We start from the raw sequence: 18,169 nt of genomic DNA on the forward strand, positions 1-18,169 counted from the left end.
GGGCAGCGGGCTGTGGTCGGCCTGCGCCACGAGGGTCGTCATGCGCCCGGCGGTGGACCGGTTCCTCTAGCATCGGCGGCACCCGGGCCCCCGGGGCTGACGGAGGAGGGGACATGGCGGCGGACGCCGAGTCGCGACGGCAACGCATCATCGACGCGACCCTCGACGTGATCCGCGACCACGGCCTCGCCGGGACCCGGACCCAGGAGATCGCTCGCCGCGCCGGGGTGAGCTCGGGCCTGCTGCTCTACCACTTCACGACGCTCGACGGCGTGATCGCAGCGGCGATGACCGAGTCCGAGGACCGCTACTACCGCAGCCTCGAGGAGGAGTCCTCGTCCGGACGACCGGCTGTCGAGCGCCTCCGGCTGCTGGTGGAGCGCTCCGGCGACGCCGCGAGCGTGATCTCCGCCTGGACGCTGTGGATGGAGTTCTGGGTGCGCGCGCTGCGCGACCCCGCGACCGCCACGCTGTGCACGACCCTCGAGGCGAGGTGGCGCGCGGTGCTGCTCGACGTGATCGAGCAGGGCGTGCGCGAGGGTGCCTTCACCTCCGCGTCACCGCGGATCTCGACGATCCGTCTTGCAGCGATGCTCGACGGGCTCTCGGTCGCGGCGACGCTCGGCGACCGCGAGGTCCCCGTCGACGCCGTCCCGGACCTGTGGCTCGCCGCGGCCGCGCTCGAGCTGGGGTGTGACCCGGCGCTCCTGGGGGTCGGCTGAACGGTGCCGGCGTCGCGGCGCAGCAGGCGGCACCGTTCGGCCGAGCCCCCGTGGGTCTGACAGGGGCACCGGGTCGGCTCGTCACCCGAGGGCGGCCAGCACCTCGGCAGCGACCCGCTCGCCCGAGCGGATCGCGCCGTCGATGTAGCCGTTGCCGACGCCGGCGGTCTCGGTGCCGGCCCAGTGCAGCGGGCCGACCGGGTCGCGGCGTCCGGCGGAGTGCTCGTGCCAGGTCCCCGGCGACGGCACGGCGGCATAGGCGCCTTCCGCCCAGGGCTCCTCGGGCCACCGCCGCTCCAGGTAGCCCGTCGGCTCGCCGGCCTCGGCGCCGAGCACCGCGAGCACGTCGAGAACCGCCTTGCGTCGCGCCTCGGGCGCCTGCACCGACCAGGAGCGGTAGTCGTCGGCGTACACGAAGGCTGCGATCACCCCGCAGGACTCGTCGGCCGGGGAGCTGTCGAAGGTGTACGCGACCGGGCTGCCGTCGTACGTCGTCACCTGGCCGGACAGCCCGCGCTCGCGCCAGAACGGCCGGTCGTAGGTGACGTGCACCTTGGCGACGTCGCCCATCGGGCTGCGCGCCAGCCACCGCCGCCGCGGCGTCGGGAGCAGCGGCGAGAAGGCGATCCGGGCCTGCGCGGGCGGCGTCCCGGTGACGACCGCGCGACGGGCCCGCACCGGGCCGGTGGGCGTGGTGAGGGTGACGCCGTCGTCGTCCCACACGACCGCGGTGACGGGCGTCCGGAGCCGGACGGCGTCGCCGAGCGAGGCCGCCGCGGCGCGGGCGGGGCCGTCGGCGCCGTCGACGAGACGGCTGTCCTGGGCGCCGCCGGCCGTCGCGAGCAGCGGGTCGAGCCCGCCGCCGGCAGCGACGTAGAACAGCACGTGGAACAGGGAGACGTCGCGCGGCTCGCAGGCCCACAGCCCCTGGATCACCAGGCGCATCCGCCGGTGCGCGTCGGCGGAGGGGGCCTCCGCCTGCAGCCAGTCCTCGAAGGTCCGCGAGTCCCATGCGGCGAGGTCCGGGCAGGCCTCGGGGTGCTCGGGGTCGACCTGGGCGGCGAGCGCGTCGACGCGGGCCACGAGGCCGTCGTACCCGGCGGAGTCGTGCTCGGCCGGGTGCTCGCCGCTGGTGTGGGGGAGCGGGGCCGACCCGGGCCACAGCTCGAGGTGGGTGCCGGCGTCGTAGGTGGGGAAGCGGGCACACCCGAACCGGTCCACCCAGCGCAGGAACGCGGTCTGCGCCGGCCCGACCCACTGTCCACCGTGGTCGACCGGCACGCCGCCCTCGTCGCGGGTCCAGACCCGGCCCCCGACCCGGTCGGCCGCCTCGAGGACGACCACCTCCAGCCCGGCGGTGGTCAGCTCCAGGGCGGTCGCGAGGCCGGCGTACCCGGCCCCGACGATCGCGACGTCGACGTGCTCCATGCGGTCCTCCATTGCAGGTTCCTCGGTGGCAGAACGGCTCTTGACAGGTGTGAGCGGTGTCACTGATCCTAACTTGACTGAACGTTCAGTCAATACCTGAGGAGAATCGGATGGACGACGCGATGCGCGCCGAGCTCGAGCACCGGCTGGCCCTGATCGAGGACCCCGGGGGAGCCGAGGCCGCGCTGCCACCGCTGCCGCTGCTGGACCTCGTCGTCGCGATCGCGGGCCTCGTCCTGATCACGGTCACCCTGCTGTGGTGGGCCCTGTGAGCGCCGCTGCGCAGGCGCCGGAGACGCCCGACCAGGACGCCACGCTCAACGAGCTGCCGTTGCTGCGCCGGGAGCGGATCTGGGGGTTCTGGGACTACTCGTCGGTCAACATCGGCCTCGCGATCGCCACCTGGGCCTTCCTGCAGGGCGGTGCGGTCGCCTACTACGTCGGCGCGAAGCAAGCCATCGCCAGCATCGTGATCGGCTACGGGATCAGCGTCCTGCTCGTCTCGCTCGCCCCGTGCCTGCCGTGCGGGAGGTACGGCGTCGAGCAGTTCGTCTCCATGCGCAGCGTGCTGGGGGAGCGCGGAGCACGGGTGCTGATGGTGGTGATGTCCGCGCTGCTCGCCGCCGCCTGGTCCGCGGTGCTGGCGATCATGTGCGGGCACGCGCTGGCCAACGTCGCCAACCAGGTCCTCGGCACGGAGATCTCCTCGGGCGCCGGCATCGTCAGCGTGCTGGCGGTCCTCGCCCTGTCCGCGTCCTGGGCGATCGTCGCGCGCGGCCCCCGCTCGATCGAGCTGGTCAACCGGTTCGTCGCGCCCGGCCTGGTCGTCGTCACGCTGGTCATGCTGGCGCTGGTGTTCACCCGGACCAGCTGGTCGGACCTCGTCGCCACCCCCGCCCTCGACCCGTGGGGCGACAGCCACCTCGACTTCATGCTCGCCGTGGAGCTCAACATCGCCGGCGGCTTCGCCTGGTGGCCCAACGTCGGCAACCTGGCCCGGCTCACCCGCACGACCCGCAGCGCCTTCTGGCCCAACGCGATCGGCCTCTTCCTCGCCTCCGTGATCGCCGCCATCGTCGGGGTCTTCGCCGCGCTGGCCCTCGGCTCGGAGGACCCGACGCTGTGGATGGTCCCGCTCGGCGGCGCCCTGCTCGGGGTGCTCGCGCTCGCCTTCGTCGGGATGGCGAACGTGACCAGCGTCGTCGCGCAGAGCTATGCGGCGCTGGTCGCGATCAAGGGCGGCGGCGGGAGCGCCGTACGCCGGGTGTCCTGGTCCCTGCTCGCCGCGATCATCCTCGCCCCGGCCGCCGTGCTGGTGTTCTTCCCCGAGGCCGTCTACGACAACTACGCGCGGTTCGTCTCGTGGGGCGCGATCGTCGTCGCGCCGCTGTGCGCGGTCCAGGCCGTCGACTTCTTCGTGCTGCGCCGCCAGGTGCTCGACGTGCGCGCGCTGCACCTCCCGCACGCCGAGTCGCGCTACGGGTTCCTGCGTGGGTGGAACCCGGTCGCCGTCCTGGCCGTCGTGCTCGGTGCCCTCACCTACGCGCTGCTGCTCAACCCGGTGACCTACGAGCCCGCGGGGTGGTTCCGCCACCTCACCGCCTCGCTCCCGGCGTTCGCGGTCGCCGCGGTCGTGCACTGGGTGGGGACGCGACTGGTGCTCACGCGCCGGGCGGACTGGGGCGGCTACCGATAACCTCTGCGGCATGTCGATCGTCGTGGTCACCGACTCCACCTCGACCGTCCCGGCCGAGGTCGCGGAGGCCAGCGGGGTGCACGTCGTACCGCTGCAGGTGGTCATCGACGACGACGTCTACGACGAGGGTGCCGAGGAGGTCACCCCCGAGCGGCTCGCCGCTGCGCTGAAGGGCAAGCACGCCGTCAGCACCTCGCGGCCCGCGCCGACGGTGTTCGCCGAGCTGTACGCGAAGCTCGCGGCCGAGGGGGCCACCGAGATCGTCTCCATCCACCTCTCGGCCGAGGTCAGCGGCACCTTCGAGTCGGCGCTCGTCGGCTCCCGCCAGGCGCCGGTCCCGGTGACCTGCGTCGACACCCGGCAGGTCGGGGTCGCGACGGGGTACGCCGTCGAGTCGGCCCTCGACGTCATCGCTCGTGGCGGTACCTCCGCCGAGGCCGCCGAGGCGGCGCGGGCCAGGGCTGCGGGCGCGACGTCGCTGTTCTACGTCAACACCCTCGAGTACCTCCGCCGTGGTGGCCGGGTCGGAGCCGCTGCTGCGGTCTTCGGCGGGGCGCTCGCGGTCAAGCCGCTGCTCGGCATCGTCGACGGGGTGATCTCGCCGCAGGCCAAGGTCCGCACGGCCGCGAAGGCGATCGCCCGGCTCGAGGCGCTGGCGGTCGAGGCTGCGGGAGACGGCCCGGTCGAGGTGTGCGTCGCGCACCTGGCCGCCGAGGAGCGGGCCGCGGCCCTGGCCGCGCGCCTGACCGAGGTGTTGGGCGACCAGGTCGTGCCGGCGTGCTCGGGCGAGGTGGTGCGCTGCGTGGAGCTCGGCGGGGTGCTCGGTGCGCACGTCGGTCCGGGCATGCTGGCGATCTGCGTGGCGCCCGTCCTCGGCTCGCACTGAGCTGCTCCCGCGTCACTCCGGTCGCGGACGGTGACGTCGACCGTCCACAGGCGGCGCCCGGGGTGCTGGTCATCCCCAGGCCTCCTCGCTGCGCCGGCTCGACGACCGGAGGCCGACCTAGCGTGCCGCCATGTCCGCACGTCGCTCCGCCGCCCGCTCCGATCCGCCTGCCGCCGACGCTGCGGCGCGCCGGCTGGCGCTGATCGCGGCCGACCTGGGGGTCGGGCCGTCGGCAACGTCGCACGCTCCGGCGGACCCGGTCGAGCCCTGGTGGGCCGACCACACCCGGGTCGCCGAGCAGCCGGACGCCCGGCCGTCGCCGGCCCCGGCGCCACCCGCGCCGAGGGCTCCGTCCGTGGCCGGGGCTCCTGCGCTGCCCGAGCCGGGCCGCCACGCCGCCCGCCGCCGACGGTCCCGGCCCGCCCCAGGGGCCGTCCTCGCCCCGCTCGCGGACCGGCTCCCTACCCTCGGGGTGTCCCAGGTCGCCGTGGTGGCGCTGGCCGTCGCCCTCGGCCTGGCCGTCACCACCTGGTGGGTGCTGCGCGACCGGACCGAGGCGCTGTCGCCGGTCGCGGCCGAGCCGACCGCGCCGCTGGTGACGACCACGCCCACCGGACCGGGCGGCACGGCCCCGTCCGCGGCCCCGTCCGCCGGCACGACCGCCGGCGCGCCCGCCGCGAGCCCCGCGAGCGTCACGGTCGACGTGGCGGGCAAGGTGCGCCGGCCGGGGATCGTCGTACTGGGTGCGGGGGCGCGGGTCACCGACGCGCTGGCCGCTGCCGGCGGCGCCCGCAAGGGGGTGGACCTGACCCCGCTCAACCTGGCCCGGGTCCTGGTCGACGGTGAGCAGATCGTGGTGGGCGGACCCGCCCGGCCACCGGGCGCCGCCGGTGCCGCGGCAGGGACCGGGACCGGGAACGGCGGAGCCGCCGGCCCGCTGGTCAACCTCAACACCGCCGGTCAGACCGAGCTCGAGTCGCTGCCGCAGGTCGGCCCGGTCACGGCCCAGTCGATCATCGCCTGGCGCGACGCCCACGGCGGCTTCACGAGCGTCGACGAGCTGCTCGAGGTCGACGGGATCGGGCAGAAGACGCTCGAGCAGATCACTCCGCACGTGACGGTGTGACCGGTGGCTGACGCGGTGCGGGGCTCAGGCGGCGCCGAGGAGCGCGCGGTGCAGCACGGCGATCAGCTCGCCCCGGGTGATCATGCCGACGAGTCGGCCCTCGTGGTCGACCACCGGGACGTTCTTGTACCCCTCGGTCGTCATGAGCGGGACGAGGTCGGCGACAGGGGTCTCGGCGGCGATGGTGGTGACGTCGGTCCGCATGATCGAGTCGACCGACTCGAGCTCGACGATGTCGCGGGTGAACAGGTCGATGATCGAGACCACCCCGACCACGTGCCGATCGTCGTCGACGACCGGCAGTGTCTTGACCTGGCGCTGCACGAGCAGGGTCCGGGCCCGGTAGATCGACTCGAACGGGTGCACCACCACGACGTCGGTGCTCATGATCCGCGAGACCGGGACCGAGCCCAGCCGCCGGTCGAGGGCGTGGGTCTCGGCGTCCCGGACGATCGAGACGATGTCGGCCGGCAGCACGTCGAGCCGGTCGGCGAGGCGCTTCATCGCCTGCTCGACGTCGGGCGCCGTGATGCCGAGGGCCGCGGCGGCGGGCGAGGCAGCGGCGGCCGCGGCCGGCCGGTGCGGGTACCTGCGTCCGCTGAGGTTGTTGACCGCGATCGCGACCAGCAGCAGCACGACCGTGTTCACCGCGACCGGCGAGAGGACGAAGAGCAGCCCCTGCTCGTGGACGGCGGGCGTGGCGGTGGCGGCCAGCAGGGCGCAGGCGCCGCCGGGCGGGTGCAGGCAACCGAGCAGCATCATCGCGCCGATCGCGGTCCCCACGCCGAGGGCGGCGGCGAGCAGGACGTCGTCCACGACCCAGTGCGCGCCCAGGCCGATCGCCGTCGACACCAGGTTGCCGGCGAGCACCGGCCACGGCTGGGCGAGCGGACTGGCGGGCACCGCGAAGAGCAGCACGGCGCACGCGCCCATCGGGGCGACGATGAACGGCAGCAGCTCGGGGCCGCCGGGGACGGCCCGGGCCGTGGCGCCGGCGACGGCGATCCCGAGCAGGGCGCCGAGCGCACCGCGGGCGAGCTCGGCGCGGCTGTAACGGGTCACCCGCCGAACCCTAGTGTCGTCGCCCCGCCACCGGCGCCCGACCTGCGGATGCCGGCCCTGGGGGCGGCGGCCTGGCTCGGTGGCATCGCCGCCCAGCAGTCCGGACGGGCCACGTACGCCGGCCTGGCCGGTCTCGGCCTCATCGTGTGGGTGCTCGCACCACGGTTCGGGGCCGGTGGGCTCCGGCTGCTGCTCGCGGTCCTCGTGGTCGCGGGCGCGGCGGTGACCGGCACGGTGCTGCGCCACGACGCGGTCCGGGGCTCCCCGCTCCACGACCTGGCCGCCGAGCGCGCCACTGCCGACCTGGTCGGCACGGTCGTCTCCGACCCACGGCAGGTCGCGGGGCGAGCGGGGCCGCAGGTCGTGGTCCGCCTCCGGGTGCGCGAGGTGACCTCCCGCGGGCACCGGTTGCGCACCGGCGGCAGCGTGGTCGTCATCGGCGCCCCGGGCTGGACCACGGCCGAGCTCGGCTCCCGGGTCCTCGCCGAGGGACGGCTCGCCGCCTCCGGCGACCCGGGCACGGCAGCGCTGCTCACCGGAGCGCGCGACCCGGTCAGGATCCGCGGCCCCGATCCGTGGTGGCGGGCCTCCGCGGCGGTGCGCGCCTCGATCAGGCGTGCCGTCGCGCACCGGCCGCCCGACCAGGCCGGCCTGGTGCCCGCGCTCGTCGACGGCGACGACGCCGGGCTGCCCGACGCCGTCGAGCGGGACTTCCGCACGACGGGTCTGACCCACCTGACCGCCGTCAGCGGTACGAACCTGACGCTGGTGGTCGGCTCGCTGCTGCTGATCGCCCGAGCGGCAGGGGTCCGCCGCCGCTGGCTCGCGGTGGTCGGCCTGGCCGGAATCGTCGGGTTCGTGCTGCTGGCCCGGACCGAGCCGAGTGTGCTCCGGGCGGCGGTGATGGGGTCCGTCGGGCTGTTCGCCTTCGGCCCGGACGGTCGCCGACGAGGCCTGCGTGCCCTCGGCGTCGCGGTCGCCGGGCTGGTGCTGGTGCAGCCGGAGCTGGCCGTGGCCGCCGGCTTCGCTCTCTCGGTGCTCGCCACCGCGGGCATCGTGCTGCTCGGCCCGCCGCTCGCGCGCGCCCTGGCGAGGTGGCTGCCGCGCGCCGTGGCGGAGGCGGTCGCGGTGCCGAGCGCCGCTCAGCTGGCCTGCACCCCGGTCATCGCCGCTCTGTCGGGCCAGGTGAGCCTGGTGGCGGTCGGCGCCAACCTGCTCGCGGGTCCGGCGGTCGGTCCGGCGACGGTGCTCGGTCTCGCCGGCGGGCTGGTCGGGCTGGTGTGGCCGTGGGTGGGGATGCTGTGCGGCACGGCAGCGGGCTGGAGCGTGGGGTGGATCATCGCCGTCGCCGAGCACGCCGCGGCGCTGCCCGGCGCCGCCGTCGGGTGGGGGACGGGGGCACTGGCGGTCGGCGTGCTCACGGTGCTGTGCCTGCTGCTCGGCCTTGCTCTGCCGCGGCTGCTGCGCCGTCGCTCCGCCGGAGCGGTCCTCGGCGTCCTGCTGCTGCTCGTCGTGCTCGGCGTGCCCGGGCGGCTCTGGTCGGCGACCTCGGGACCGTGGCCGCCGGCGGGCTGGCTGCTGGCGGCCTGCGACGTCGGGCAGGGTGACGCGCTGGCGCTCGCCGTGGGCCCCCGCTCGGCGATCGTGGTCGACGCCGGCCCCGACCCGCAGGCGGTCGACCGCTGCCTCGACCGGCTGGGGGTCGAGCAGGTGCCGTTGCTCGTGCTCACGCACTTCCACGCCGACCACGTCGACGGGATCGACGGGGTCCTCGACGGTCGGAGCGTGGGCGCGATCGAGACGACGGAGCTGGCCGACCCACCCGGCGGGGTGGAGCTCGTCCGACGGGCGGCCGCGGCCGCGGGTGTGCCGGTGACGGTGGCGCCGTACGGCGCCACGCGGCGCGTCGGCGAGGCCACCGTGCAGGTGCTCCATCCCGACCTGCCCGGGGCTGCCGGAGCAGCCGACGGGACCGTGGCGGGTCCGGGAGACGGCAGCACCGCCAACGACGCGAGCGTGGTGCTCCTGGTCGAGGTGGCCGGCCGGCGCCTGCTGCTGACCGGCGACCTCGAGCCGCCGGGGCAGGCCCAGGTGGCTGCGCTGGTGGGGGACCTCGACGTCGACGTGCTGAAGGTGCCGCACCACGGCAGTCCCCACCAGGACCTGGCCTGGCTGACCGGCCTGCGGGCCGAGGTGGCCCTGGTGTCGGTGGGCGCCGACAACGACTACGGGCACCCGTCGGCACAGGTGGTGCGCGGGCTGGAGGCGGCAGGGGCCGAGGTGCTTCGGACCGACCGCGACGGCGACATCGTGGTGGTCGCCGACCCGGCGGGCGGGGTGCGGGCGACCACCCGGCGGTGACCGCCCGGTCAGCCGGAGGTGGGCGCCGAGGTGCCCGGAGTCGTGTCGGAGGCGTGTGGGAGGGTGGGCACATGCGGGCCGAGGACGTGCTGGGTCGGGTCATCCTGGTCACCGGCAAGGAGGAGTACCTCGGTGCCCGGACCGTCGACGAGGTCAAGGCGGCGGTGCGCGCCCACGACGCCGAGGCCGAGTTCGCCGACAGCTCGGCCGCCGACCTGACCCTGGCGACGCTGGGGGAGATGGCGGCGCCGTCGCTGTTCTCCGCCGTGCGCTGCGTCGTGGTCCGTGGCCTGGAGAACCTCCCGGACGAGTCGGTCGAGGGCCTGCTGGGCTACGCCGCCGCGCCGGTCGACGAGGTGGCCCTGGTGCTCGTCCACGGTGGTGGCCAGAAGGGCAGCGGCGTGCTCACCAAGCTGCGCAAGCTGAAGGCCGTCACCGAGCACAAGTCCGAGGAGCTCAAGCCCTCGGACTTCCCGGGCTTCGTGGCCAACGAGGTACGCCGCCACGGCGCGACCATCGACCGCGAGGCGGCCGACGTGCTGATCGAGGCGATCGGCCGCGACCTGCGCTCGCTCGCCGGTGCCGCCCACCAGCTCACCAACGACTTCCCGGGCGAGCGGATCAGCGAGGACCAGGTCCGCCGCTACTTCGGCGGCCGGGCCGAGGCGAAGTCGTTCGCCGTGGCCGACGCCGCCTTCGCCGGGCGCGACCGGGTCGCGCTCGAGGAGCTGCGCTGGGCCCTCGACGCCGGCACGGCCGCCGTGCTCATCACCTCCGCCTTCGCGGGCAGCGCCCGCGGGCTGGCCCGGATGGTCAGCGCCCCGCGCGGCATGCGCGACGCCGACCTGGCCCGCGAGGTCGGCGTCCCGCCGTGGAAGCTGCGCTCGCTGCGCGACCAGGCCCGCGGCTGGACCGACGTCGGTCTCGCCCGAGCCATCCGCGCCGTCGCCCAGGCCGACGCCGACATCAAGGGGGCGGCCAGCGACGCGTCGTACGCCCTCGAGCGGCTGGTCCTCACCATCACGGCCCTGCGCCAGCGTTGAGCCGAGGTCGTCGAGCAGCCCGAGCCCCTGGGCGATCTCTCGTGAGGGACGAGCGACGATGTGTCGAGACGCCCTCGCCCAGGTCTCGATACGCGCGTCGACCTCTCCGCCTGATCCGTGGCGCCGCTCGTTCCTCGCAGCGTCACGGGCCGGTGAAATCACGAAGGGAGCCCCCGCGGACGGGGACTCCCTTGACGTGATGGCTCAGGACCGGAGCCAGCAGGGTGGTCTCAGAGAGAGGCGGCCTGCTTCGCGATCGACGACTTGCGGTTCGCAGCCTGGTTCTTGTGGATGACGCCCTTGGAGGCGGCCTTGTCGAGCTTCTTGCTGGCCTCACGGCCGAGCGCGACGGCAGCGTCCTTGTCGCCGGCCTCGGCGGCCTCGCGGAACTTGCGGATCGCGGTCTTCAGGCCGGACTTGACGGCCTTGTTGCGCTCGTGACGCTTCTCGTTCTGCTTGTTGCGCTTGATCTGGCTCTTGATGTTCGCCACGGGTTACTCGCCTCTGTGTCAGGTGGAAATACTGGTTCTGGTCCGGAGCGCGCCTCGGTCACCGTGATCCTGACCTTCCCGGACGGGTCCGAGGGCGGGCAGGAGGGAACGCGTAGTCGCGACCAGCAAGGTTAACAGCGCTCGATGCGCCGCCAAAATCGGGCAGGATGACCGTCGTGCGCGCACCCTCCCAGCCGCCGTTCCCGCTCGGCGTCCTGTTCGTCCTGCCGACCATCTTGTTCTGGTTCCTCGTGATCAAGGGTGCCACCAGCGGGGACGAGGGTGCTGCGGGGAGGTACGCCGCGTACGCGTTCGGGATCGCCGGTCTCACGCTGGCGGTGTTCGCCTTCCTCAAGGTCCGCCAGGTCCGTGCGCGCAACGCCGACCAGCGTCGGGCCGTGCGCGACGGGGTCCGCACGACGGCCCGGATCGTGAGCACCCGGGTCAAGGGCCACCTCAACCAGGACCTGTACGTCGTCTTCGACCTCGAGGTGAGCCCCGAGTCCGGCGCGAGGTACCGCACGAGCGTCACCGAGCTGGTCTCGCAGCTGGCGATCCCGCGGATCCAGCCGGACGCCGTCATCGACGTGCACGTCCATCCCGACGACGACCGGTTCGTCGTCATCGACCGCGCCGCGCTCGGGCGCAGCTGACCTCAGCGGTCCCAGCCGCGCCGCTCGGCCAGCCAGTGGTCGACGACGTCGCGCTGCCAGGCCTGTGCCGCGCGCAGGTGCGGCGACGTGGCGGGGACGGGCTGGTCGGCGCTGGCGGCGAAGTAGCCGAGCACCAGCGCGAGGAAGACGTCGACGTCCTCGGCCGGCACGCCCGCGAGCAGGGGGTGGGCCGCGATGTGGGCCTCGACGTCGAGACCGTCGCCGCGCGGGCCGATGAGGAGGATCACCGAGTCGAGCCAGGCGGCGCCCACCGTGGGCCAGTTCCAGTCGCACAGCAGCGCGCTGCCGTCGGGGCCGATCAGGATGTTGTCGTCGCGGATGTCGGTGTGGACGAGCGTGTCGCCGGCGACCACCTCGGCGTACCGGTCGGCCAGGGCGCGCAGCTCGTCGCGGCGCGGGTGGGCCACGCGGTCCCACAGGGCCGGCCACGACGCGAAGTCGTCGACGGCGCTGTCGAGCGCGATGCCCGGAGCGGGGGTGAGGGTCTCCGCGATGGCCACGGTCATCGCGGACGCCGCGGCGAGGTCCTCGGCGGTCCAGGGGCGGTGCGGGGCGCGCGCCTCGACGTACTCGGTCGCGAGCAGGAACCAGTCGGCGACGTCGTCGGTCCACAACAGCCTCGGAGCCGGTACGCCGGCCGGGAGCCCGGCGAGCTTGCGCGCCTCCTCGCGGTAGGCGTCGGCGAAGACCCGTTGTGCCTTGGTCGAGGCCGCCTTGACGAACGTTCGCGTGCCGTCGGCGCAGGTGAGCACCGAGGCGAACCCGGGCGTGAACCCGCTGTCCTGGGAGACCGCGTCCACGACCGGCGAGCCGAGCCGCTGCTCGACCGCACGCCGGACGAGCGGGGGCAGGTGCACCCAGGACAGGCGTCGTGCGGTCCGGCCGTGGGGGATGACGGTGGGGAACACGCGGCCCATCATGGCTGAGGCGCCGGAGGGGCCGAGGAGGCCCGTACGACCAGGCGCCCCACCCGGTGCTGAGCGTGGTCGGGGACCGGGCGGCCGTCGAGACGGGCGGCGAGCAGCTCGACGGCGCGGCGGGCGAGCTCGTCGGGCTGCAGGTCGATCGAGGAGATGGGCGGGTGGGCGGCACGCAGGCTCTCGGCGTCGGACCCGGCGACGATCCGGACGTCGTCGGGGACGCGCAGGCCCTGGTCGGTGAGGACCTCCACCGCACCGAGCGCATGGTTGCTGGTGAGCGCGTAGATGCCGTCCGGCGCCGGCCCGGAGGCCAGCAGGGTGGCGGCGGCGCGGCGGCCGCCCTCGTCGTCGAGGTGCTCGGGGACGTGGACCATCGACGGCGTGATCCGGCGGTACCGGGCCCAGCGCCGGTAGACCGCGGCGCTGCGCAGGTTCCACTCGTTGCGGTCGGTGCCGGTGACCAGCGCGATCCGGCGTGCGCCTGACTCCCAGAGGTGGTCGAGGGCGAGCGTGGTGAGCCGGCCGGACTCGATGTCGACGTGGGGAGGGGAGCCCGGCGCGAGCGGCGCGCCGGGTGTCTCGCCGACGGTGACGAACGGGATCCCGGCGCTCGTGAGCATGGCGACCAGCGGGTCGTCGGTGACCGGCTCGGTGACGATGAAGCCGTCGCTGGCCAGGGCGGCGCCGGCGGCACGCGGTCCGGTGGGGTCGGAGACGAGCATCAGGCCGAGCCCCTCGGCGAGCGAGGCGACGGCGGCAGCGCCGGCGAAGCGGGCGAAGTAGTCGACGTCGTAGAGGAGCTCCGGGTGCAGGGTGTCGAGCTGGCGGGCGACCAGGGCGATGACGCCCAGCCGGTTGCGCCGCAGGCCCTGGGCGATCACGTCGGGGCGGTAGCCGAGGTCCTGGGCGGCCGTGCGGACCCGCTGCTGGGTGGCCGGCGCGACGGTGCCGTTGCCGGTGAAGGTGTGCGACACCGTGGTCACCGAGACGCCGGCGCTGCGTGCGACGTCGCGGATCGTCGGGCGGCGCGTGGTCACCTCGCCACGCTAGGTGGCCCAAACCGTTTTGGCCAGTCGACCGCAAGGTCTGGTCCAAATCGTTTTGGCTCCCTAGCGTGACCGCCGACACACCGATCGAGCCACCGATCGAAACACCGACCGAGCCGCTGACCGAGACCGGGGGAGCCATGGCCATCGACCACACCCAGGCGGAGCCCGCCGCCGACGAGGGGCTGCTGCCCGGGCACGTCGAGGCGCACGGCATCGACGTCATCCCGGACGGCGAGCGCACCGGCACCGCCCGCAGCCTGTTCGCGCTGTGGGTCGCGCCGAACGTCAACTACCTCTCGTTCGTCGTCGGCGGTGTGCTCGTGCTGATGGGCCTGAGCCTGGTCCAGGCGATCGCCGCGGTCGTCGTCGGCTGCCTGTTCTCGATCGCCACCGGCATCGTCGCGGTGACCGGACCGGTCTCCGGCACGCCCAGCCAGGTCGCCACCCGGGCCATGTACGGCGTCCGGGGCAACCGGGTCGCGATCGCGGTCAACGGCTGGTTCGTCTCGGTCTGCTACATCGCCCTGAACTGGCTGACCGCCTCGGTGATCGGCTTCGCGCTCACCGAGCGCATCGGGCTCGGGTCCTCGACGCCGGTCCAGGTGGTGGTCGTGCTGGTCATCGCCTCCGCGACGACCGCGATCTCGGTCTACGGCCAGGGCCTGATCATGCGGCTCTACGGCCCGCTCTCGGCCGGCCTGACCCTCGTCTTCCTCCTCGTCTCGGGCTTCCTCGTCGCGAAGGCCGACTTCTCCTACACGCCGCCGGTCGCCCTGCACGGCGCCGACCTCTGGCTGACCTGGATCGCCGGTGTCACCCTCATCGCCGCGACGCCGCTGTCGTACACGATCAGCTCCGACTTCGCCCGCTACCTGCCCCGCGACACCAGCCCGGTGGCGGTCGCGACCTGGACCGCGCTCGGCAACGCGGTCCCCGGCATCGCCCTGCTCACCGTCGGCATCCTGGCCGCCACCGTCACCGACCTGTCCGACCCGGAGGCCGGCCTGAGGGGCATCGTCCCCGGCTGGCTGGTCACGGTCTTCCTGGTCGCCATCATCGTCGGCATCCTCGCCAACAACGCGCTCACGACGTACAGCTCCGGCCTCGCGCTCCAGGCCGTCGGGCTGCCGTTCTCCCGCGTGGCCAGCGTCGCCGTCACCGCCGTCGTCGGCGTCGCCATGACGCTCTACGCGCTGTTCGTCTTCGACTTCCTCGACACCGTCAGCAGCAGCCTGGTCCTGCTGGTCAGCCTGGTCGGCCCGATCATGGCGATCTACGTGACCGACGTGCTCCTGCGCCGCAACGCGTACGACGGCGTCGAGCTCAGCGACAGCACCCCCGGCTCGCGCTACTGGTACACCGGCGGCGTCAACCTCGCCGGCGCCATCGCCTGCCTCGCCTCGTTCGTCGCCGCGCTGATGTGCGCCAGCACCGAGGCCTTCACCGGCCCGGTCGCTAAGTCCCTCGACGGCCTCGACCTGTCCGTCCCGGTCGGCATGATCGGTGCCTCGGTGCTGTACGTCGCCCTGACCCGCCTCTTCTACGGAAAGCACGCCCGATGACCACCGAGACCGTCGTCCTGCGCAACGCCCGGATCTTCACCGCCGATCCCGACCGCCCGTGGGCCGAGTCCGTGACGCTGGCCGGCGGCCGGGTCCACGGCCTCGACCAGCCCGTGCCCGAGGGCGCCGAGGTCGTCGACCTCGAGGGCGCATTCGTGCTGCCGGGCTTCGTCGACGCCCACACCCACCTCGTCGAGATGGGCGCCTCGGCCGAGGAGGTCGGCCTCGTCGACGCCGGCGACATCGCCGAGATCCAGGCCCGCGTGGCTGCCGCCGCAGCCGAGGGCCGCACTCGGGTGATCGGCAACAGCTGGCTGTTCCCGGCGCTCGAAGGCCGGGAGCCGCACAAGGACGTCCTCGACGCGGTCGTCCCGGACGTCCCGGTCTACCTGCAGGCCAACGACCTGCACTCCACGTGGTGCAACTCCGCCGCACTGCGCGAGCTCGGCATCGATGCGGACACCCCGGACCCGATCGGCGGCACCATCGAGCGCGACGCCGCCGGCGAGGCGACCGGCCTGCTCAGCGAGATGGCCGCCCTCGGCCTGGCCCGCAGCTTCCTCGCCTCCCAGGTCACCGACGCCGACCGGGACGCCTGGCTGCAGGCCGGCATGGCCCGCTACCTCGCCGACGGCGTCACCACGGTCGTCGACATGGGCGTCGAGGAGCACGACCTCGCCGCCTTCGAGCGCGCCCTGGCCGCCGACGCGCTGCCGCTGCGGGTCATCGGGCACTGGCTGGTGAAGCCGTCCGCGACCGAGGCCGAGAACCTCGCCCAGGTCGAGACCGCGGTTGCCCACGCCCGCCGCCTCGACGGCGACCGGCTGCGGATCACCGGCATCAAGATCATGGCCGACGGCGTCATCGACAGCTGCACGGCCTCGATGGCCAAGCCGTACGCCGACGGCAGCAACGCCGCGCCGATCTGGGACCGCGACGCGCTGATCCCGGTCGTCGTCGCCGCGGACGCGGCCGGTCTCCAGATCGCGATCCACGCGATCGGCGACGAGGCCTCGGCCATCGCCCTGGACGCGCTGGAGGAGGCGATCCGGGTCAACGGCCCGCGCGAGCGCCGGCACCGGATGGAGCACCTCGAGGTGGTCTCCGAGGAGAGCGTCGCCCGCCTGGCCCGGCTCGGAGTGGTCGCGTCGATGCAGCCGGTCCACGCCGACCCCGCCGTCCAGGACAACTGGCGCGCGATGCTCGGCGACGATCGGGTCGAGCGCGGCTACCCGTGGCGCGAGATGACCGACGCCGGCGCCGTGCTCGCCTTCGGGACCGACGCGCCCACGGCGCCGCACCTCCCGCTGCACAACATGTACGTCGCCACCACGCGCCGCTCCGCCCTGGTCGAGGGACTGCCCGCCAACACCCCGCACCTCGCCGTGCCCCTGGCCGAGGCGCTGACCCACGCCACCCGGGACGCGGCGTACGCGTCCCGGATGGAGGGGATCATCGGCACCATCGCGCCGGGCCGCGCGGCCGACCTCGTGGTGCTGGCTGCCGACCCGTTCGCGACCGGCCCCGAGGAGCTGCTGACCACCGAGGTGCTGCGCACCTTCGTGGCCGGTGCCGAGCAGCGCGTCGAGCGGGCTCAGCGCGCCGCCGGCGCCAGCGTCCTGGTGTAGATCGCCGCTCCGGCCACGTCCCGCAGGGTGACGGTCAGCTGCCCGCTGCTGCCGTCGACCTCGACCTCGCCGAAGAACTGGAAGCCCTGCGCCGGGGAGGCGTTGGGTGCGGGCGGCGCCGCGACGAAGTCGGCGACCGGGCCGAACGTGCCGTCCAGCGCGTTCGGCCCGAACGCACCCGCGTTGAGCGGTCCGGAGACGAACTCCCAGAACGGGTCGAAGTCCTGGTACGCCGCCCGGTCCGGCGAGTAGTGGTGGGCCGCCGTGTAGTGCACGTCGGCGGTCAGCCACACGTGGTTGCGGATGCCGGCCCGCTGCAGCGCGGTGAGCACCCGCGCGATGTCGATCTCGCGACCCAACGGCGCTCCCGGGTCCCCCTGGGCGAGACCCTCCTGCGCGCTGGCGCCGTCCGGCACCACCAGCCCGAGCGGCAGGTCGTTGGCGATCACCTTCCAGGTCGCCCTCGAGCGCCGCAGCTCGCGGATCAGCCACGCCGTCTGCTCCTCGCCGAGGACGCCGCCGTCGCCGACCGGCTCGCGGTTGCCGGTGTTGGGGTCCTTGTGGGTGCGCATGTCGAGCACGAACAGGTCGAGGTGCCGGCCGTAGTGGATCACCCGGTAGACCCGGCCCTCGGGGTCGGGCGAGATCTCGGCGACCGGGACGTACTCGTGGAAGGCCCGGTGTGCCCGCGCCGCGAGGACGTCGACCCGCTTCTCGGTGTAGCGCGCGTCGTCGAGGACCTGGCCCGGGAACCAGTTGTTGCGCACCTCGTGGTCGTCCCACTGGGTGACCTGGGAGGTCTCGGCGAGGAAGGCGCGCCAGTTGTCGGCCATCAGGTTGTAGCGGTACTGGCCCCGGTACTCGTCGAGGGTCTCGGCGACCTTGGTCTTCTCCGGGATCACCAGGTTGGTCCAGGTGCCGCCGCCGGGCAGGGCGACGGAGGGCTGGACCGGGCCGTCGGCGTACACGTTGTCGCCGCTGCACAGGAAGAAGTCGGCGTCTCGCGAGCGCATCGCGTCGGCGATCCGGAAGCCGCCGTACGCCGGGTTCACGCCCCAGCCCTGCCCGGCGATGTCGCCCGACCACAGGAACCGTACGTCGTCGCGACGGCCGGGCGCGGTGCGGAGCCGGCCGACGGCCGGCTCGCTGGCGGCCCGGTGGTCGTGGAGGTCCACGGCCCGGATCCGGTAGTGCAGGTCGGTGCCCGTGGGCAGGTCGCCCAGCACGACCTGCCCGGTCAGATCGGTGTCGGGCGTCACGACCGGGCCCCGCACGGTGCGGGCCCTGCGGAACGACGGGTCGCGGCTGATCTCGGCGACCAGCCGCGAGGGCCGGTCGGCCTTCGACCAGAGCACCGCCGAGCCGGGCCGGACGTCGCCGGACTGGACGCCGAGCGGCAGGACGGGGCGGTCTCGGCGGACGAGCAGCGGAGCGGCGGCGGCCCGGCCGGGCAGCCGGCCGGTGACCAGTCCGGAGGTCGCCGCGGTGCCGGCGAGGAGGGCGGCGCCGCGCAGCAGGTTG

General features: G+C 74.3%; 16 protein-coding genes. 10 read left to right on the forward strand and 6 right to left on the reverse strand.

The genetic code is table 11. The features are described from left to right. Positions 1-113: 113 nt before the first annotated feature. Positions 114-722: a TetR/AcrR family transcriptional regulator gene (locus BJ958_RS02350; RefSeq protein WP_179725197.1), complete on the forward strand. Its 609-nt coding sequence runs from the start codon at positions 114-116 to the stop codon at positions 720-722. A gap of 81 nt (positions 723-803) precedes the next feature. Here the strand turns inward: BJ958_RS02350 and BJ958_RS02355 are convergent, their stop codons facing one another. Continuing rightward, positions 804-2,162 (reverse strand): flavin monoamine oxidase family protein, encoded by a 1,359-nt coding sequence (locus tag BJ958_RS02355; RefSeq protein ID WP_179725199.1) that lies wholly within the window; start codon positions 2,160-2,162, stop codon positions 804-806. A gap of 98 nt (positions 2,163-2,260) precedes the next feature. Between BJ958_RS02355 and BJ958_RS02360 the strand changes: the two genes are divergently transcribed. The 4 genes from BJ958_RS02360 to BJ958_RS02375 all read left to right on the forward strand — a co-directional run bounded on the left by BJ958_RS02360 (position 2,261) and on the right by BJ958_RS02375 (position 5,858). Further along, positions 2,261-2,422 carry a hypothetical protein gene (locus tag BJ958_RS02360; RefSeq protein WP_179725202.1) on the forward strand — a complete coding sequence of 54 codons (162 nt, stop codon included), beginning with the start codon at positions 2,261-2,263 and terminating at the stop codon, positions 2,420-2,422. Further along, positions 2,410-3,846, forward strand: coding sequence for a cytosine permease (locus BJ958_RS02365; protein ID WP_218865567.1), 1,437 nt, complete (start codon positions 2,410-2,412; stop codon positions 3,844-3,846). The genes BJ958_RS02360 and BJ958_RS02365 overlap by 13 nt, the downstream gene beginning before the upstream one ends. 10 nt (positions 3,847-3,856) lie before the next feature. After that, the gene (locus BJ958_RS02370) at positions 3,857-4,732 is read left to right on the forward strand and encodes a DegV family protein (RefSeq protein ID WP_179725205.1); all 876 of its coding nucleotides are present in this window, start codon (positions 3,857-3,859) and stop codon (positions 4,730-4,732) included. A 130-nt stretch (positions 4,733-4,862) separates the two neighbouring features. Further along, complete coding sequence (locus tag BJ958_RS02375) at positions 4,863-5,858, forward strand: ComEA family DNA-binding protein (RefSeq protein ID WP_179725207.1); 996 nt, start codon at positions 4,863-4,865, stop codon at positions 5,856-5,858. Between the two features lie 24 nt (positions 5,859-5,882). Here BJ958_RS02375 and BJ958_RS02380 read toward each other — a convergent pair whose 3' ends face one another. Further along, positions 5,883-6,920 carry an HPP family protein gene (locus BJ958_RS02380; RefSeq protein ID WP_179725209.1) on the reverse strand — a complete coding sequence of 346 codons (1,038 nt, stop codon included), beginning with the start codon at positions 6,918-6,920 and terminating at the stop codon, positions 5,883-5,885. Positions 6,921-6,968: 48 nt separating this feature from the next. Between BJ958_RS02380 and BJ958_RS02385 the strand changes: the two genes are divergently transcribed. Then, positions 6,969-9,281, forward strand: a complete 2,313-nt coding sequence (locus BJ958_RS02385; protein ID WP_179725212.1) for a ComEC/Rec2 family competence protein — start codon at positions 6,969-6,971, stop codon at positions 9,279-9,281. Positions 9,282-9,352: 71 nt separating this feature from the next. Next, entirely contained in the window at positions 9,353-10,324 is a 972-nt protein-coding gene (gene holA / locus BJ958_RS02390; RefSeq protein ID WP_179725214.1) for a DNA polymerase III subunit delta, read from the forward strand. A gap of 230 nt (positions 10,325-10,554) precedes the next feature. Here the strand turns inward: holA and rpsT are convergent, their stop codons facing one another. Further along, complete coding sequence (gene rpsT / locus BJ958_RS02395) at positions 10,555-10,815, reverse strand: 30S ribosomal protein S20 (RefSeq protein ID WP_179725216.1); 261 nt, start codon at positions 10,813-10,815, stop codon at positions 10,555-10,557. A 176-nt stretch (positions 10,816-10,991) separates the two neighbouring features. On the opposite strand from rpsT, the gene BJ958_RS02400 reads away from it, so the two are divergent. Next, positions 10,992-11,468, forward strand: coding sequence for a hypothetical protein (locus BJ958_RS02400; protein ID WP_179725219.1), 477 nt, complete (start codon positions 10,992-10,994; stop codon positions 11,466-11,468). Positions 11,469-11,470: 2 nt separating this feature from the next. Here BJ958_RS02400 and BJ958_RS02405 read toward each other — a convergent pair whose 3' ends face one another. Together BJ958_RS02405 and BJ958_RS27540 are read right to left on the reverse strand one after the other, a co-directional pair. Next, positions 11,471-12,397 carry a phosphotransferase family protein gene (locus tag BJ958_RS02405; protein ID WP_343052534.1) on the reverse strand — a complete coding sequence of 309 codons (927 nt, stop codon included), beginning with the start codon at positions 12,395-12,397 and terminating at the stop codon, positions 11,471-11,473. An 8-nt stretch (positions 12,398-12,405) separates the two neighbouring features. Beyond that, the gene (locus tag BJ958_RS27540; RefSeq protein ID WP_179725221.1) at positions 12,406-13,446 is read right to left on the reverse strand and encodes a substrate-binding domain-containing protein; all 1,041 of its coding nucleotides are present in this window, start codon (positions 13,444-13,446) and stop codon (positions 12,406-12,408) included. A gap of 77 nt (positions 13,447-13,523) precedes the next feature. Here BJ958_RS27540 and BJ958_RS02415 point away from each other — a divergent pair, with 77 nt between their 5' ends. Together BJ958_RS02415 and BJ958_RS02420 are read left to right on the forward strand one after the other, a co-directional pair. After that, complete coding sequence (locus BJ958_RS02415) at positions 13,524-15,020, forward strand: cytosine permease (protein WP_218865568.1); 1,497 nt, start codon at positions 13,524-13,526, stop codon at positions 15,018-15,020. Then, the gene (locus tag BJ958_RS02420) at positions 15,017-16,648 is read left to right on the forward strand and encodes an amidohydrolase (RefSeq protein ID WP_179725223.1); all 1,632 of its coding nucleotides are present in this window, start codon (positions 15,017-15,019) and stop codon (positions 16,646-16,648) included. The genes BJ958_RS02415 and BJ958_RS02420 overlap by 4 nt, the downstream gene beginning before the upstream one ends. Here BJ958_RS02420 and BJ958_RS02425 read toward each other — a convergent pair. Further along, positions 16,615-18,165: an alkaline phosphatase D family protein gene (locus BJ958_RS02425; protein WP_179729939.1), complete on the reverse strand. Its 1,551-nt coding sequence runs from the start codon at positions 18,163-18,165 to the stop codon at positions 16,615-16,617. The two genes, BJ958_RS02420 and BJ958_RS02425, sit on opposite strands and share 34 nt — an antisense overlap. Between the last annotated feature and the right edge of the window lie 4 nt (positions 18,166-18,169).

It is taken from the genome of Nocardioides kongjuensis (assembly GCF_013409625.1).
Taxonomy (GTDB): Bacteria; Actinomycetota; Actinomycetes; order Propionibacteriales; family Nocardioidaceae; genus Nocardioides; species Nocardioides kongjuensis.